This is a genomic window from Brevibacillus sp. JNUCC-41, assembly GCF_014844095.1.
Taxonomy (GTDB): Bacteria; Bacillota; Bacilli; order Bacillales; family DSM-1321; genus Peribacillus; species Peribacillus aracenensis.
The window spans coordinates 2901110-2918297 of record NZ_CP062163.1 but is presented as its reverse complement, the minus strand read 5'-3'; the positions used below and the strand labels follow the sequence as shown (position 1 = coordinate 2918297).

The 17188-nt window shown below is 41.5% G+C and carries 19 protein-coding genes and 1 riboswitch; of the genes, 8 read left to right on the top strand and 11 right to left on the bottom strand.

Annotation, left to right across the window (positions count from 1 at the left end):
- Positions 1–245: 245 nt before the first annotated feature.
- The gene (locus JNUCC41_RS14175; protein WP_192203559.1) at positions 246–1703 is read left to right on the top strand and encodes a SulP family inorganic anion transporter; all 1458 of its coding nucleotides are present in this window, start codon (positions 246–248) and stop codon (positions 1701–1703) included.
- 84 nt (positions 1704–1787) lie between these two features.
- The gene (locus tag JNUCC41_RS14170) at positions 1788–1934 is read left to right on the top strand and encodes a hypothetical protein (RefSeq protein WP_192203558.1); all 147 of its coding nucleotides are present in this window, start codon (positions 1788–1790) and stop codon (positions 1932–1934) included.
- 98 nt (positions 1935–2032) lie between these two features.
- On the opposite strand, the gene JNUCC41_RS14165 is transcribed toward JNUCC41_RS14170, so the two are convergent.
- A complete protein-coding gene (locus JNUCC41_RS14165) occupies positions 2033–2962 on the bottom strand; it encodes a manganese-dependent inorganic pyrophosphatase (protein ID WP_192203557.1) in 930 nt (309 codons plus the stop codon).
- A 293-nt stretch (positions 2963–3255) separates the two neighbouring features.
- Positions 3256–3436: riboswitch (cobalamin riboswitch) on the top strand.
- A 139-nt stretch (positions 3437–3575) separates the two neighbouring features.
- Here JNUCC41_RS14165 and JNUCC41_RS14160 point away from each other — a divergent pair.
- Genes JNUCC41_RS14160 through JNUCC41_RS14150 form a run of 3 tightly spaced genes read left to right on the top strand, consistent with a single transcriptional unit; the run spans position 3576 to position 7380 of the window.
- Positions 3576–5873, top strand: a complete 2298-nt coding sequence (locus JNUCC41_RS14160) for a ribonucleoside-diphosphate reductase subunit alpha (RefSeq protein ID WP_192203556.1) — start codon at positions 3576–3578, stop codon at positions 5871–5873.
- A gap of 45 nt (positions 5874–5918) precedes the next feature.
- Entirely contained in the window at positions 5919–6971 is a 1053-nt protein-coding gene (locus JNUCC41_RS14155; protein WP_192203555.1) for a ribonucleotide-diphosphate reductase subunit beta, read from the top strand.
- The gene (locus JNUCC41_RS14150; RefSeq protein WP_192203554.1) at positions 6943–7380 is read left to right on the top strand and encodes a flavodoxin domain-containing protein; all 438 of its coding nucleotides are present in this window, start codon (positions 6943–6945) and stop codon (positions 7378–7380) included. The genes JNUCC41_RS14155 and JNUCC41_RS14150 overlap by 29 nt, the downstream gene beginning before the upstream one ends.
- Positions 7381–7608: 228 nt before the next feature.
- Here the strand turns inward: JNUCC41_RS14150 and JNUCC41_RS14145 are convergent, their stop codons facing one another.
- Both JNUCC41_RS14145 and JNUCC41_RS14140 read right to left on the bottom strand, forming a co-directional pair.
- Positions 7609–7806, bottom strand: coding sequence for a cold-shock protein (locus JNUCC41_RS14145; RefSeq protein WP_028393295.1), 198 nt, complete (start codon positions 7804–7806; stop codon positions 7609–7611).
- A gap of 198 nt (positions 7807–8004) precedes the next feature.
- Positions 8005–8496: a hypothetical protein gene (locus JNUCC41_RS14140; protein ID WP_192203553.1), complete on the bottom strand. Its 492-nt coding sequence runs from the start codon at positions 8494–8496 to the stop codon at positions 8005–8007.
- A 116-nt stretch (positions 8497–8612) separates the two neighbouring features.
- Between JNUCC41_RS14140 and JNUCC41_RS14135 the strand changes: the two genes are divergently transcribed.
- Complete coding sequence (locus tag JNUCC41_RS14135; protein WP_228467658.1) at positions 8613–9092, top strand: GNAT family N-acetyltransferase; 480 nt, start codon at positions 8613–8615, stop codon at positions 9090–9092.
- Here the strand turns inward: JNUCC41_RS14135 and modB are convergent.
- Positions 9054–9707, bottom strand: a complete 654-nt coding sequence (modB, locus tag JNUCC41_RS14130; protein ID WP_192203551.1) for a molybdate ABC transporter permease subunit — start codon at positions 9705–9707, stop codon at positions 9054–9056. The two genes, JNUCC41_RS14135 and modB, sit on opposite strands and share 39 nt — an antisense overlap.
- A gap of 247 nt (positions 9708–9954) precedes the next feature.
- Between modB and spx the strand changes: the two genes are divergently transcribed.
- A complete protein-coding gene (spx, locus tag JNUCC41_RS14125) occupies positions 9955–10350 on the top strand; it encodes a transcriptional regulator Spx (protein WP_034314875.1) in 396 nt (131 codons plus the stop codon).
- 54 nt (positions 10351–10404) lie between these two features.
- Here the strand turns inward: spx and JNUCC41_RS14120 are convergent, their stop codons facing one another.
- From JNUCC41_RS14120 to JNUCC41_RS14105, 5 genes are all read right to left on the bottom strand, one after another.
- Complete coding sequence (locus tag JNUCC41_RS14120; RefSeq protein ID WP_228467657.1) at positions 10405–11835, bottom strand: HAMP domain-containing sensor histidine kinase; 1431 nt, start codon at positions 11833–11835, stop codon at positions 10405–10407.
- Positions 11825–12514 carry a response regulator transcription factor gene (locus JNUCC41_RS14115; RefSeq protein WP_192203549.1) on the bottom strand — a complete coding sequence of 230 codons (690 nt, stop codon included), beginning with the start codon at positions 12512–12514 and terminating at the stop codon, positions 11825–11827. The genes JNUCC41_RS14120 and JNUCC41_RS14115 overlap by 11 nt, the downstream gene beginning before the upstream one ends.
- Before the next feature lie 251 nt (positions 12515–12765).
- Positions 12766–13689, bottom strand: a complete 924-nt coding sequence (locus tag JNUCC41_RS14110; protein ID WP_192203548.1) for a cation diffusion facilitator family transporter — start codon at positions 13687–13689, stop codon at positions 12766–12768.
- A 208-nt stretch (positions 13690–13897) separates the two neighbouring features.
- Complete coding sequence (locus tag JNUCC41_RS27085) at positions 13898–14032, bottom strand: hypothetical protein (RefSeq protein WP_286182057.1); 135 nt, start codon at positions 14030–14032, stop codon at positions 13898–13900.
- A gap of 98 nt (positions 14033–14130) precedes the next feature.
- A complete protein-coding gene (locus JNUCC41_RS14105; RefSeq protein ID WP_192203547.1) occupies positions 14131–14874 on the bottom strand; it encodes a metallophosphoesterase family protein in 744 nt (247 codons plus the stop codon).
- A gap of 217 nt (positions 14875–15091) precedes the next feature.
- Here JNUCC41_RS14105 and JNUCC41_RS14100 point away from each other — a divergent pair, with 217 nt between their 5' ends.
- On the top strand, positions 15092–15232 hold the full coding sequence (locus tag JNUCC41_RS14100) for a YjcZ family sporulation protein (RefSeq protein WP_192203546.1): 141 nt from the start codon (positions 15092–15094) through the stop codon (positions 15230–15232).
- A gap of 45 nt (positions 15233–15277) precedes the next feature.
- Here the strand turns inward: JNUCC41_RS14100 and JNUCC41_RS14095 are convergent, their stop codons facing one another.
- Together JNUCC41_RS14095 and JNUCC41_RS14090 are read right to left on the bottom strand one after the other, a co-directional pair.
- Positions 15278–15889 (bottom strand): DedA family protein, encoded by a 612-nt coding sequence (locus JNUCC41_RS14095; RefSeq protein ID WP_192203545.1) that lies wholly within the window; start codon positions 15887–15889, stop codon positions 15278–15280.
- 327 nt (positions 15890–16216) lie between these two features.
- Entirely contained in the window at positions 16217–17182 is a 966-nt protein-coding gene (locus tag JNUCC41_RS14090) for an NAD(P)H-dependent flavin oxidoreductase (RefSeq protein WP_192203544.1), read from the bottom strand.
- Between the last annotated feature and the right edge of the window lie 6 nt (positions 17183–17188).

Genomic DNA, 17188 nt, shown 5'->3' with positions numbered 1-17188 from the left:
TGGAAGCGAAAGCGATTAAGAAGGCTTTGGAAATTTTTTTGCCCTTCATCATTGGATGTTGCCCATCGGCATTTCTTGAAATTTCCCCCTTTATGCCTTTTACCTTCATTCGCCTATAATACGAAATGAATAGCCCTCGGTTTGTCGTTAATATTATCCATATAGATTGAAAGAAGGACTCATGCTATAATTTAGTGCGTTAAAACAGAAATGAACACACATATATAGAAAGAAGGAGTGTTTCTTTGAATACATCTGGATATAAACAGGAATGGTTCGGCAACGTTAGAGGAGATATTCTATCGGGAATTGTCGTTGCCTTGGCATTGATTCCGGAGGCGATTGCCTTTTCGATCATTGCTGGCGTTGACCCAATGGTTGGTCTATATGCCTCATTCTGCATTGCCATCGTCATCTCTTTTGTCGGCGGAAGGCCGGGAATGATATCGGCAGCCACTGGTGCAATGGCACTCGTCATGGTCGATCTTGTAAAAGATCATGGCTTGAACTATTTACTTGCTGCAACAATATTGACTGGTTTGCTGCAAATTTTACTAGGGGTTTTAAAGATCGGGAAATTAATGAAGTTCATACCGAAGCCGGTCATGACTGGTTTTGTGAATTCTTTAGCCATCTTGATTTTCACGGCACAGCTCACCCATTTCGTGGGCGAAACATGGATCATGTATGTCATGACAGCCGTTTCTTTAGCTATCATTTATCTTTTTCCGCTGATCACGAAAGTCATACCTTCACCACTTGTCGCCATCATATTCATGACGATCGTTGCAGTTGCCACGGGGGCTACGGTGCGGACGGTTGGGGATATGGGGCAATTGACCGAAGCGCTACCGATGTTCATGCTTCCAGATATCCCTTTGACCTTCGAAACTTTGGCGATCATTTTCCCTTATTCCATAGCCCTTGCATTTGTTGGGCTGCTTGAATCATTATTGACAGCCCAAATAGTCGATGAGATGACTGACACGGACAGTAATAAAAATAAGGAAGCCAAAGGCCAGGGGATTTCGAATATCATTGCCGGATGCTTTGGCGGCATGGCGGGATGTGCAATGATCGGCCAATCCGGTATCAATATTAAATCAGGAGGAAGGGGGCGGCTCTCCACTTTTGTAGCTGGCGCATTTCTTATGGTATTAATCGTGGTATTGAATGATGTCCTTATTAAAATCCCGATGGCTGCACTTGTCGCAGTCATGATCATGGTTTCAATCGGGACCTTTGACTGGTCTTCCCTAAAGAGGCTCACTAAAGCTCCTAAGTCGGATGCAGCCGTGATGATCGTGACGGTCCTCATTGTCCTTTATACACATGATTTATCAAAAGGGGTATTTGCCGGAGTGCTCTTGAGCATGATTTTCTTCTCCGCTAAAATTTCTAAAGTGGCTGTAGTGAAAACGGAAGATATTCAGGCTAAGAAAACCATTTATCATATCAGCGGGCAGGTATTTTTCGCTTCTGTCCAGGACTTTGTTTCGAAGTTCGACTTCAAGGAAAAAGCCGATTCAATCGTCATCGACTTTTCCCATTCTAAAATCTGGGATGCTTCAGCAGTTGGTGCCGTTGATACGGTTATCCTTAAATATCAGCTTCTGGGAATACCTGTCCAAGTGCAAGGACTGGATGAAGAAAGTTCGTTATTGCTTGAAAAACTCGCCACATCAGAAAGTAAAATATCTTGAAGAAGTAAGTTTTGTTGAATAGAAACTTTTCAAACCGACAAAATAGATAACATGAATTATTTCCTTTTGAAAGGGGCGAAAAGCATGACACCCGAGCAGGATTATACAGCTGCAAATCTGTCACCGGATTTATTGAATGAACTGAAAAGCTTTGAAAACAGACTTGGCGAGGAAGCCAACAAAGAACTGATTGTCATTGCCTATGAAAAAGAAAAGGAAGCTTTGAATTAAGAAAAAAGACTCAACCACCCTTAATGGTGGTTGAGTCTTTTTTTGCATATACAGAAAAAGGATGTCCATGTTTTTAATGAACACCCCCTTTTCCTGTATTATTTGCTGAATACGTCCGTTAAGATCGGCACGATTTGTTTTTTACGAGATACAACGCCTTCTAAGACGGCGATGTTATTGTTTAATGAAACGTCGTATGCTTTTTCCACTGCATAAGCTGCTTTACCAAGCGCCAAGGCAGCAGAGTCATTAGTCAAGATATCCGTTACGACAAATAGGAATAAGTCCAATTCTTTCTCAGCGATGACCGCTCCAATCGCCGCTTCCAATTCTGCTTGCTTAGCAAGGACTTCGTTCGGATCTACAGCATTGACCTGTGCTATCTCCACTTTAGCCATCCCCATGGAGAATTCCTTTGCATCAAGCGTGATAAGCTGGGCAATCGTTTTGTCGCTCAAGTCAGCTCCGGCTTTCAACATTTCCAAGCCGTATGTTTCAGCGTCGACTCCCGCAATGGCAGCCAGTTCCATTGCTGCTGCAACGTCTTGCTCCGTGCATGTAGGAGATTTGAACAATAACGAATCGGAAATGATGGCAGACAACATAAGACCTGCGATTGCTTTAGGGACTTCGATGCCATTTTCTTTATAAATTTTATTTAAAATGGTTGCCGTACAGCCAACTGGTTCCGCCCGGTAATATAGTGGATCGCTTGTTTCAAAGTTAGCGATACGGTGATGGTCGATAACTTCCAATACACGGACTTGGTCAATATCTTCAGCACTTTGCTGGCGTTCGTTATGATCGACCAGGATTACACCCTCAGCTTCCCCTGCGACTTTTTCCACAAGGCGGGGAGCTTCGAATTTGAATTGGTCCAATGCATATTGGGTTTCACCATTCACTTCACCCAGACGAACTGGTTCAGCGTTGATACCTAACTGCTTTTTCAGGTCTGCATAAGCGATTGCTGAACAGATTGTGTCTGTATCCGGGTTTTTATGTCCAAAAACTAATACTTTTTCCAAGATTTTATCCCCTTTTTCTTAAATATTTTTCCGCGAATCCCCTCATCGCAATAAGGGAGAGCCACCTTCACTAGACAATTTATTTTAACACAAAATCGCCTAAAATCAGTGCTTGAATTACCCATTCCCCAATAAATTCTTTCATTCCTTCGCACTCTGCCCTCACTTTGTCAATAGATAAGGGTTGGTTTTTTTCAAATATATTAGTTGAATTATCATCGTATATGGCTTACGATAATATAAGCAGAAATACTAGATATTGATTACATAAACATTACCAATAACTATATATAGAATTTTTTATAATCCAAGGTGCCAGTGATGGCTGAAAAGGGAATCCGGTGTAAACCCGGAACTGTCCCCGCAACTGTAAATGTGACGAAATGAGAAACCCACTGTATAGCTCTCTATACGGGAAGGACTCAAAGTAGGATGATCATGAGTCAGGAGACCTGCCTTGAATTTTTCACGTTTCTTATTCTTCGGGGATTGAGATGATGAAACGATAGTTTAACGGCTATTTTTTCATGGCTCTTTTATTCTATCGTTTGATCCGCTCAATTCATTGGGCGGTTTTTTTATTTTAGAAGGAAGTCAACAAGGAGGATTATTAATGACTCAAACATATAACTCTACCATAAGTGAAAATGACACAGAAGCGAAGTCCGTCCAGCTCGAGATGTTATCAAAGGAATTCGAAGGCCATCTCGATATGGAAAAGTTCAAAAAGCGTTTTACAAAATGGCTAGATCGCAAAAGTGACTCAACCGAAGAACAGGCATCAAAAAAACTGATTCAGCTCGCTCTTGAAAGTGTGGATATCGATGCTCCGGATTGGACGTTCGTTGCTGCAGCAGAACTGTTGAATACAATGTATAGGGATGCACAAGCCAATCGAGGCTATGAAGGCATGAGTTATGGCCCATTCTATGAGCTGATCGCGGAACTCTCCCAGCTTTCAGAAGGTCAGCGTTATCCTATTTATAAATCAGAACTGCTATCTTCATATACGAAAGCGGAAATTGAGGAATTGGGTTCGGTGATCGATCCGGAAAAAGATAAATTATTCTCGTACATAGGCATCTACTTATTGAACGACCGCTATCTGGCCCGCCCTCAAAAGGACAAGGTCTACGAACTGCCACAAGAACGTTTCATGATCATCGCGATGGAAATCATGCGATTGGAAAAAACGGAGCACCGCCTGCAACTTATTAAAGAAGCATACTGGGCCATGTCCAATCTTTATATGACCGTTGCTACTCCTACACTCTCCAATTCAGGTAAAACACATGGACAATTAAGCTCCTGCTTTATCGACGCAATTGAAGATTCCATTGACGGAATTTACCTATCAAACTACGATGCAGCAAAAGTATCTAAATTTGGCGGCGGAGTAGGTCTTTACGTCGGTAAGGTTCGATCGCTTGGTTCTGATATCCGAGGTTTCTCTGGAAACAGTTCCGGCACGACTCCCTGGATTCGACTATTCAACCAGACAGCTGTAAGTGTCGATCAATTGGGGCAACGTAAAGGTGCCATCGCGATTTACTTGGATGCCTGGCATAAAGATATCATGAGCTTCCTCGATTTAAAGACACAAAACGGGGATGACAGATTAAAAGCCCATGATATTTTTACAGGCGTATGCATACCCGATTTATTCATGGAAGCTGTACGCGACAGAAAAGAATGGTATCTTTTCGATCCGCATACCGTTAAACAAACCCTTGGATTTTCACTTGAAGATCTTTATGACGAGAAGAAAGGCGAAGGAAGCTTCAGGAATCATTATGCACTTGCTGTCGAGGCCGCAGAAAATGGCACACTTCCAAACTATAGCTTTGAAAAAATCAAAGCGATGGACATCATGAAAAGCATCATGATTTCTCAATTGGAAGAAGGCGTACCGTATATGTTCTACCGCGATGAAGTGAATCGGAAGAATCCCAATAAGCATAAAGGTATGATTTATTGCTCTAACCTTTGCACGGAGATTGCCCAAAACTTAAGCCCTTCGACAATCACGGATGAATATGAAACAGAAGATGGAGATGTTGTTGTGGTTCGTAAAAGCGGCGATTTCGTTGTCTGCAACCTTTCATCCATTAACTTGCCCCGGGCAGTGGGCAGCGATGTTTTGGAAAGATTGATTCCCATTCAGATCCGCATGCTGGATAATGTCATAGATGTTAATAATCTTCCTGTCAAACAAGCATCCATCTCGAACAAACGTTACCGGGCAATTGGTTTAGGAACGTTTGGATGGCATCATTTACTTGCCACACAGAATATTTATTGGGAATCCGATGAGGCTGTTCACTATGCAGATGCTTTATACGAAAAGATCGCTTACTTAACAATCAAGGCATCCAATGAATTGGCTAAGGAAAAAGGTTCATACCCATATTTTGAAGGATCTGATTGGCATACAGGGGACTATTTCGAACTGCGTGACTATACAGATCAAAAATGGATGGATTTAAAAGCAGACGTGCATGGACACGGGACCCGTAATGGCTATTTAATGGCCATTGCCCCGAATTCTTCGACAGCTAAAATCGGTAATTCCACGGATGGAATCGATCCTTTGTATGAAATTGAATTTTACGAAGAAAAGAAAAACTTCAAATTCAAGGTGACAGCTCCAGGCTTGACGCCAAATACGTATGAATATTATAAAAAGACGCGATTTAATTTGGACCAACTGGAAAGCATCAGGCAAAATGCAGCCCGCCAACGCCATATTGACCAAGCAATCAGCTTTAATCTGTATGTACACAATACAATCAAAGCGAAGGTTCTATTGGACATACATTTAACGGCATGGGAAAGCGGATTGAAATCAACGTATTATGTTCGTTCGACTTCTTCCGAATATGACAATGCCTGCGAAAGCTGTTCAAGTTAACGACTATCATAACCCAGTAATCTATTCTTAAAGGAGTTTTCACGAATGACCAATCATATCAAAAAGATTCGGATGCTCGAACCTACGCATCCAACCAAAGCAACCGGTGTTTTCAAAGGAGAAGCTTCAGGCTTCCTCCTTTGGAACGATATTCAGTATGAAAAATTCTATGATACCTATACACAGCTCATCAATAACTTTTGGAAGCCTTCGAGCGTGAACATGATTCAGGATAAAAAACAGTGGGGCGAATTGGACGAAGATATCCAGGACGCTTTTCTCGATATCCTTACAATGATTGCTGGAATGGATAGTCTTCAAACGCCCACTTTAGTAGAAATCCTTCGGTACATCAAAGATCCGGCGGCAAAAGCTATTCTGGCCAACATGGCCCAGCAGGAATCGATCCATAATGAGTCTTATTCCTATATCCTTGCTTCCTTGATTCCTGTAGGCAAACAAAAACAGCTATTCGACCGCATTAAAGAACATCCTGAAGTGATTAAGCGTAACCAACCGATCGTTGATGCTTATCAAACGTTCGTGGACGATCCCAGCCCTCAGCATTTATTCGAGGCACTGATCCATTCAACGAACCTTGAAGGGATATATTTCTATCTGGCTTTCGCCTTTTATTATAATTTAGGACGACAAAATTTAATGACTGGTTCCGCTACGATGATATCTTATATTCATCGCGATGAAATGGTCCATTTCGATTTCATTGGAATGCTCGTTCAAATCTTGATGTATGAATATCCTGAGTTAAATAATGAAGAAAACACGAAGTTCATCTATACAACGATTGAAAAAGCAGTCGAACTCGAAAAAGAATGGTCTGAATATATGCTCGAAGATATCCAAACCAAAGCCGATCTCGATTTGGAAGAATTCAATGAGTACATCGAATATATCGCCAACAAACGGTTACGTATGCTAGGCCTTGAGAATTTGTATAAAGAGTATGGCGACAATCCGATGCCATGGATCAAAACGTTCGATGATGAATCGATCGGACTTACCAAAACCGATTTCTTCGAACAGAAGTCAAGGACATACAGTCAAGTAAATGCCAGCAATGGGTTCGATGAGCTGTAAAGTTGCCATTGTCTATCATTCTGCCGGAGGCAATACAAAAGCGCTTGCTGAAGCCCTCGCTTCCCTTTTACCTGAAGCTGGACTATATCGAATGAATGAATTCGACTTACGCACATTGCCGGATTACGATGCATTGATCGTCGGCACCTATACATGGGGCAATGGGGAACTTCCTGCTAAATCAGCAGCCTTTTATAAAGAACTGGAACAGTTGCCTATTGCTCATCTGAAATCGGGAGTCTTCGGAACTGGTGAAACCAACTATCATCATTTTTGTGGGGCGGTCGATCATTTCCGGGACATGTTATTTGCCAAGAGCCAGTTATTGGTGACATTGAAGATAGAACAGATGTATCAAGAATCGGACTTGCCCAGACTTCAAAAGTTCGCCTCGCTATTCCAGAACTGACTGAAAGGGGATAATATCCAATTAATGAAAATATAACCCAGTTCCTGCCTATCCTTTTTAAGCTAGTGCTTGTCGCATTCGTTATATTCATCGTGTTTTTCCTGGCAGGGCATTTTAATCGTTCTAAACGGATCGAAGAAAAATTGGACAAAGCATTAAAGGAAATGGCCGAAAAAAAGGAAAAATAAAAAGACTCCATAATCGGAGTCTTTTTTTATATGCGTTCAATTATTTTTGAACGTTAGCTGCTTGTGGTCCACGAGCGCCTTGCTCGATTTCGAAAGAAACTTCTTGGCCTTCTTCAAGCGTTTTGAAGCCTTCGCCTTGGATAGCTGAGAAATGTACGAATACATCGTCTTGGCCTTCAACTTCGATGAAACCGAAACCTTTTTCTGCGTTAAACCATTTTACTTTACCTTGTACCATGATAGTTCCTCCTGTGTTTGGAAAAATCCATTTTATTACTATTTTTGGTTCTGGATAATGTTTCAAGAGGAATCCTATTACAGTAAATCCTTCTATCAAACTTATTCCGAACAAAAATAATTACTTATATTATATCATGGAAATTCCTAAAAAAACAAGATTATCGCTGTAAATCAACCGACAAATTATCCTAAAATTCTACATATTCCTCTTCTTGCTTTGTCGGAAGCCTTCGTCCAATAAGTAGCGCTCCGCCTCTACTGGACTCTCGAAACACTCCTCAAGGTTCGATCCGGAATACACATTCCAAAGCAGGTCTTCCCTTTCAAGTGTAAGCTCCTGCTTTTCAGGGCCAATCCATGTCCCTTCCAACCTAGCGAACCCGTCTTCCTCTTCTTCGAATTCAACCGGAGGTTCAGATAGGTAATCGACGCTTTTTTGGATCAATTCTTTTAATTCCGCTTCATTATAGTCACGAATATTGATAAAACCTTTACGGTCAGTGTCTTTTTTTCTCATATGCCCTGCGTAAACGAATCCATTTCCATTGGGATGCAAGTGCTGAACGACGATCTTTTTCTCCTGGACGCTATCTGGATAATGAAAGTTCACACGTCCCAATGAAACATCTTTTCGCTGTAATTCCGGAAAAGTTTCAATGATGCTCAATTTTTCTTCAAATGTTAACAAATTTCTTCCTCATTTCATTAGTTCATATTGTTTGTCGATTATAACACAGACTGATTGGAAACAATAATCTCCTTCTTCCATTATAATGTGATGAAAGGGAGTGATACGATTTGATCATGAAAATTCGGGATCTGGACTCAGAATATGGCCAGCAGCTTTTTAAACTTCAAAAAGAGGCCTATAAGGTGGAAGCGGATATGATCGGTTTTGCCGATATACCTCCTCTATTGGAAACATATGAACAATTCATTCATTGTCATGAAACGTTCTTATGCTACTTAAAGGGTGATGCGTTAGTGGGTGCACTATCTTTTTCAAAAGAGAATCGTCAAATGCTGATTTGCCGAATGATCGTCCATCCTGATTATTTTCGGCAGGGTATCGCGGATGTACTGTTGCTTGCTCTTCAATTACAAGGCGATTGGGAAAAGATTTCCGTTTCAACCGGTAAAATGAACCTGCCTGCACGGAACCTTTACGAAAAAAACGGCTTCACACATAGAGAAGACATAGAAGCCTCACCCCACTTTTTCATAAGTATTTTCGAGAAAAAGCATTCACTTTATGTAGGTCACGATAAAAAGCATAAGAAATGAAATGACAATAATTACGGCAACCCATAGCCAGGCTAATGTCATATTCCCGGAGTCCATGGCGATATAAATCGCAGTCGGTATGGTTTGTGTCTGTCCGGGAATGTTTCCGGCAAACATGAGTGTGGCTCCGAATTCCCCCAACGCACGAGCAGAACTCAAGATGGCACCTGTGACGATGGATTTGACCGCCAATGGAAGGGATACATTCAGGAACAACCTCAACTCGCCCGCCCCGTCAACCCTTGCCGCATTTTCGATTTCTTCATCTATACCTTCAAAACCCGTTTTAGCGGATTGGTACATAAGCGGAAACGCTACCACGGTAGATGCAATGACCGCCGCCCACCACGTGAACATCAGGGGCTGATCAAAAACCCTTTCAATGAATTGTCCCGGCAACCCACTCTTGCCAAAAATTACAATCAATAAAAACCCAACGACGGAAGGCGGCAAAACAAGCGGCAATAAAAACGCTGTTTCCAACAGGACCCTTCCCCTGAATCGCTTTTTAGCCATCATTCGTGCCAGGATAATTCCTAAAATGAAAACAAGGATACCCGATAGTCCCGCTACTTGTATCGATAGCCTGACTGGTGACCAAAAATCCCCTGTCATGATACTATCCGCACAACACTGTTAAATATCGGCCCATGTAGATCCTTGTTCGGCATCATTACCCAAATGGCTTCTTTTTCATTAAAGGCAGATTTCATTTCATTTTCTCCCTTTCTTTTTAAAATAACATTTAAGTTTATTTTTCTTGACATCTTGCTGACACAAAGAAACGTTAAAGTAAGAGTATCACAAATATAAAAATAATTTCATTCCAATAAACTTGAAAACTTTGAAGGAGTCGATTTTAATGGTAACAATTTATACTACTCCAAGCAGTCTAGCCTGTCGTAAAGCAAAAGCTTGGCTTAAAAAGAACGAAATTTCCTTTAATGAACGCAACCTATATTCCCAACCTCTTTCTATAGAAGAAATAAAAGAGATTTTACGTAAAACGGAAGGCGGGACAGATGAAATCATCTCAACCCGTTCCAAAAAATTCAAAAGCCTGAATATCGATATAAATAATACACCGCTTAATGATCTTTGTAAGCTTATTCAAGATAACCCGGATTTACTTCGCCGGCCAATCATTTTCGACCATAAGAATTTGCATGCAGGATATAATGAAGAAGAAATGGGACGCTTCCTTCCAAGGAAGGTCCGTCATGTACAATTATGGCGTGCAATCAGCCAATTGGCTTAATAGTTAGCATCCTGCATAATAAGAGGGTTGTCCATTACATCGGACAACCCTTTTTTATACCTGATCCGCTTTCTCTATGACAATCGTGAAGGTGGTGCCTTGTTCATCGCTATCCTTAAGTACTAGATCACCCTTTTGCGCTTTTGCGAGCATCTTACTGAATGGCAGTCCCAAACCTAAACCACGTACCTTCAACTTTTTGTTTTCACCACGATAAAATGGTTCGAACACAAATTGTTGTTCATGTTTTGGGATCCCCCGGCCACTGTCCAGTACATCAATGCAGATTCTTTCTTCATCCTTTTCATAAAGGTGGATCGCTATTTTCCCTTTGCCATCAAGTGCATGCCTGGCATTATTCAAAAGGTTAATGACGATTTGCTGCATCCGCAATGAATCAATTTGACCAAAGACCGGTTCATCAGGAACTTTTATCTCAAGAGCGAACGCTTGATCATCATCCTGGGTCACCTGCCAGCGATAGGCGATTTCCTTAATGAATATATTGATATTCTCTTTTTGCAGCCGAATTTTAAAAGCACCTGCCGATATGGCATTATAATTGAGTAAATCCTCTATCATACCTTGCAAACGTTGAGTTTCCTTCAAGGAAATATCGAGGAATTCCTTACTTTGCTCTCCCTTGACGACATCATCCTTAACCGCTTGTATCAGTCCGCTAATGGATGTTACTGGCGTTTTCAAATCATGGGTTACGCCTGCAAGCAATTCCGCCCGTAACTTCTCCATGACCTTCAATCGATTGGTCATTTCCTTAAATGATTCTATCAGTTCATAAATTTCTTCTTCCTTGATTTCCTCTTCCTCTTTGAAATGGATATCATAGTTGCCTTCACGAACTTGGACAGCGGCGTTAGCTACGTCTTGGATGGGACGTGAAATCTGCCTGGAAAGAAAATAAATGACTCCCGTTCCCAGAATCAGCAGGCCTCCAATCATGATCGCCAACAAGCCATGGTCTTGGTTGATTTCCTTCAATGCCCCTTCTTCCTGTGCAATGACCACCCAGCCTCTTGTCTCATCATTAAACGTAATGGGGGATTTGACGACATACACTTTGTTGTCGGAAATCTTGACCTTCTGGATTAACTCCGTATTTTTCATGATGACATCCGGGAGTTTATTTTCATCCGGATCTATATACAATTGTGGCATCGTATATATGATGGTGGCATCGGGATCGACGATATAGATGATTGGCTGTTGGTTCAGATGAAGGATTTTCTCCCTTTCCTCTACAATTTCCGAAAGGATCGGACCAACGACAATCTGACCATTATCCTTAATCGCCCGGTCGGATGTTTCATCAGCTAAGTACTTAAGAAGGCTAAGCCTATATTCCAAAGCCGTTTTTTCCATCCACCATAAGGAAAAAACAGACAATAAGATCAAACCGGAAATCAAGGTCAATACGTATCTCTTAGTCCAATAGCGTTGTAAAGTGGTTCTTTTTTTAGTTTTCATAGACACTCAATTGATACCCCAATCCACGCAATGTTTTTATTTCCCCCTCGGTTACAGGCCATGCATCTATCGCCTTCCTGATCCGTTTGATCGCCAGGTCCACCGCACGGTCACTGCCGTCATAATCCATGCCCCACACTTGGTCGAGCAGCTGTTCTCTCGTGAAAATTTGATTAGGGTGCTTAGCGAAAAAAACGAGCAGCGACAAATCACGTGGCGTCAAGTTTATCTCTTCCCCATTCAAATGCACCATATAAGAAAGATCATCGATGGTTAAACTCCCAAACTCATGTACATGACCATCTTCCGTATCGACCGATGAGGACCTTCTTAAAACGGCATGCACCCGGGCCACGACTTCTTCGGCAACGAAAGGTTTGGAGATGTAATCATCCGCACCTGACTTAAATCCCGATAATCTGTAATCGACATCTGTCAGTGCAGTCAACATGATAACCGGACATGTATCGTTCTCCCGAATTTCCTTCAATATATCCCAGCCTTCCTTACCCGGTAGCATGACATCAAGCAGGACAAGGTCTGGCTTCGTTTCTTCGAATACCGGAATGGCGTTTAGCCCATCGTAAACTTGGACTACATCAAAACTTTCCCGTTCCAAATATGCTTTCAATACCATCGATATGGCGATTTCATCTTCTACTACAAGAATTTTCTTCATTTATGGATTCCTCCTTCCTGAATTATAGTGGAAACATTTTGCATATGCTAACCATTAAAAACACCAAGCATTTTTCCTCAATCTTACCCTTTTTATGTGTCAGGATTATGTTCGCAGTAAAATTAACCGATGTTTTCACTTAGTCATTTTAACAGGAATGCTGCTAAATGGTCCTAATAATCATACAGGAAAAACTATGATTTTCTTATTTAAACTTTTAAGAGACTGGCTCTATACTGAGCCAGCCCTTTTCAATTACATGTCTCGTGTGGATTGGGACAGCCCGCTTCCTGTCTTTCCACTTGGATCGTGCTATGTTCGATTCCAAACCGATCGTGAAGTAGTTTTTGCGCTTCTGCCAAAACTGAATCGTGATTACCGCTCTCATTTATGACAACATGGCAGCTCATTGTCAAAAAACCAGACGTGATCGTCCAGATATGGAGATCATGGACATCGGATACTCCAACCAATCCGATCAAGGATGCTTTCACTTCATCCATATCGACTTGGTCCGGTGTGCCCTCCATCAAGATATGAAAAGAATCCCTCACTACCCTAAAACCGCTGATAATAATTAAAATCGCGACTATGACGCTCGCAATCGGATCTGCAATTCCCCAATCGAAAAAATAAATCAAGAGGGCGGCCGCAATGGCACCCACAGATCCAAGCATATCACCCATAACATGTAAAAAAGCACTCCGTACATTCAGATTGTCTTCCTTATCTCCGCTCATTAAAATCCAGGCCGCAATGATATTAACAAGTAAGCCGATGATTGAAATCATCAGCATTCCCAAGCTTTGCACCTCAGGGGGATCCAGGAACCGCTTAATCGCCTCTACGAAAATGAATACGGATATGACGATCAAGGTCAATCCATTCAAACAAGCAGCAATGATTTCAAACCGTTTATATCCAAACGATTTGGAAGATGTCGCCTTCCTTTCCCCTAACCTGATCGCTGTATAACTAAGTCCTAAAGCTGCCGCATCGCTAAGCATGTGACCTGCATCTGACAGTAAGGCCAGACTATTTGTCAAGAATCCACCAATGACCTCGACTATCATAAATGTCGAGATTAATAAGAAAGATGCCAACAATGCTTTTTTATTATTAGAATGGTGGTGTCCGTGCCCATGATCATGGGCGTGACCATGATGATGTCCCATGCCATCCCTCCTCTCGGATTTGAAACTTATATATAGTATGGGATAAATCCAGAATGGTTTCAAATGATTCATTTCCGGGATCCACTGGAAGAAAGGGGGTAGTGAAAACAAGCAGGACGGGATCTTATCCGAAAAACCGAAATTCAGCCTTCAACCATTCCAAAGTAAAAATAAACGCTACAGACATTTCCTGCAGCGTTTTCCCCGTTTATCTATCCTCTTGCATTGTGTCATCGACAATGGCGTGCAGATCCTTATTAAACAATTCATCATTACAGACAAGACTATGCCGTTCCATCTCTTCCTGCCCTTGGCTTACCTGTTCCAGTTCCTTTTCCTTCATAACGTACCTCCAGCATCATGATGTTTGCCTATTATCGTATCCACAGGCATGTACCTTTATGCTCAACATTTTCCCATACTTCTTCATTTATAAACGTGTTAGGTCTGCTGCCCGCCATGGAAGGCACGTATAATGAATTCACGCTCTGGAACTTGTAAACTTTGATACGATAATAGGAACGATGTATTATCATAGGCGACTTTTTCAAGCTTTACCTGTATACCTGTATTTTCAATCGTGACAATGGCATAAGGTGCAACTGGTTCACCATTGCATCCAAGAGAACCAGGGTTCAGGAATATCGTTCGGTCATTTTTAAAGAGGTGGATAGGATGATGATGTCCAAATCCTATTAAATCGTGATGTTGATCTTTGAAAAGCATTTCTAAGTTATTTAAATTCGGTTCAACTATTTTACTAAATGGATTTTGGCTTATGTGCTCATCCAATTTCTTCGATTCCATGTGATAATGAGTGAAGTAAACGGAGTGATCATTAATGATATGATGTATGGTTCGAGGCAATTTCCCCAATTCATTTATGAATTTCCGCTGCATCCTATCAGCTATCCATTCATGATGCTCCTTTACATGAATATGACCGTCCGGATGCGGCTCCCCGTTAATGATGGCCAGGACAGCTTCATCATGATTTCCAGTTATCATCGATAGATCATTTCTTGAAAATAAAAGTTCAAGGACTTCATTTGTATCAGGGCCAATCCCGACCATATCTCCCAAACAATAGAGACGATCTATATCTTCTCTTTGATCAATATCCTTAAGAACGGCTTTTAACGCTGAAGCATTTCCATGCACATCGGTTATAATGGCAACTTTCATGACTTAGTTCAGCTCCCTTCCCTCACAATCCACATGGTATATTATAACATTTAAAAGGAAATCAAAAAAATATTCGGGCTTATTTCCCCCTTATTGCCCACGCCCATTTTTTATGAATAAGCAAACACTTCGGCCTAGAATACATAGTATGAAGTATTCCCGGTAAAGATGTTTTGCTAGGTATGTAATGCATATTATGTATTGAGGAGGAAATCAAATGGGTGGAAATTGTAACGAATGTTGCGACGGCGGATTCGGTGGTTTCGATAACGGATTTGCATTGCTGATCGTATTATTCATCTTGTTGATCATCATCGGATGCAGTTGGGGATTCGGCGGATTCGGCGGATGCTGCTAATAATGACATAAATCAAAAAGGCGCCTGATCAAGGCGCCTTCTTTGTTATGAATTGACTTTTAGTTTTTGTCTTTGCTTTTGTTTTTGAGTCTTCATAATGAACCAAATGATTATAAGTGCGATGGGGATAAGCAAGAAATTCGCATATTGTGAAAAGATGGCTCCTGCCTGCTCCCACCTCGGTCCTAACTTATACCCTAGATAAACATAAACGCTTGTAACGGGAAGCATCGCCATATAGGTATATAAAATGAATTTCCAAATACTCATTTTCAACATGCCGCATGGCAGCGAAACGGCGGTACGAATTCCTGGTACAAACCGTCCCAAAAAGGCAATTCCCCCACCAAACCTTTCAAAGAATCGGTCAGCCTTATTCAACTGCTCCTCTTTGATCAAAAAGTATTTCCCGAACTTTAATACAAGCGGTCTCCCGCCATATTTGCCTAAAGCATAAAGCGTCAATGGGCCCGTTACCCCACCGATCGAACCGGCAAGGATAGTCAAGTATAAATTCATATCACCTTGATAAACCCAGTATCCAGCCAGTGGCAAAACGATTTCAGCAGGAATGAATTCGAAAGTCAAAGCTAGCAACACACCGAAATAGGATAGAGATTTAAATGCTTCAATCATATCCATTATTAAAGTTTCCATAGACTTTTCCCCTTTTCTAACTTTTATTACATATAAAAGGGGTGCACCTTGATTCTAGGCATCCCTTGATTTCAAAAGAGACATTTTCCATTGTATCACAAGTTCAATCACATTTTTCTAAAATGTTATCCTAAAACAATGTACCTTATGGAGTCCATTTTATGTTATCGGGCTATTCACATTAGATTTAAGATTGTAAAGAATGATCATATAATTTCAAATGGTCCAGAAATGAAAAAAAGCTTGAGGACGAATTGACCTCAAGCTTTCGGTAAATTACCAAGGAGTAAACCCATGAACTAATGATAAGATTGGCTCACTCCGCTCTCAAATCATAAAAGGGGCAGAGAGCTTGCTCAATCCATTCTCCATTTGTTTTTTCGCATCTTTCATCATGCCATCAAGTAATTCCTTAACAGTGGGTATATCGTCAATCAATCCAGCGACCTGGCCGCTGTTCATGAATCCATTGTTAACATCCCCGTTCATCGCCCCATTAATATGATGGACTTCAGAGGTCATTTCACGATAATTCACAGGAGACAGTCCCTGTTTTTCCAATTCCAGGACCTTCTCGGTATATGGATCCTTCAATACTCTTCTGACCTGGCCAAGTGTTCTGCCCAAAATTACCGTGTCATTACCCATCGCTTCGATTAGTTTCTGCTTATATGACGGATGGAACGGTGCTTCTTGTGTAGCGATCAGCCTGGTTCCTAATTGGACTCCTGAAGCCCCCAGCATCAATGCAGCCGCCAAACCCTGTCCATTGCCTATTCCGCCAGCGGCCAAAACCGGAAGGGTCACATGCTTGCTGATTTGCGGAATGAGTGTAAAGGTCGTCATTTCCAGGTTCGAATTGATGCCAGCAGCTTCAAACCCTTCTGCGACCAACACATCAGCCCCTGCAGCTTGCGCTTTTTGCGCGTGCTTGACCGAAGCGACGATGGCGATCACTTTTACATTCTTTTTTTGTAATAGTGGAATGAAAGGGGCAGGATTTCCTGCAGATAAGGAAACTACAGGTATATCATGCTTCAGGACAAGATTCACTAACTCATCAGTATATGGACTAACGTTTATTGGAATGTTCAGCGCAAAATTGTTATTGGTTTTTTCTTTGGTTTCGAGAATGATGGCTTCTACCTGTTCAGGATTCATGGTACCGCACCCTATTGTCCCTAGTCCCCCTGCATTGGACACTGCAGCCGTAAGACTTGCATTGCTTATATTCCCCATGCCGCCTTGTATAATAGGATATTTTATCGCAAAAAGTTCACAAATATATTTCACTTTTAT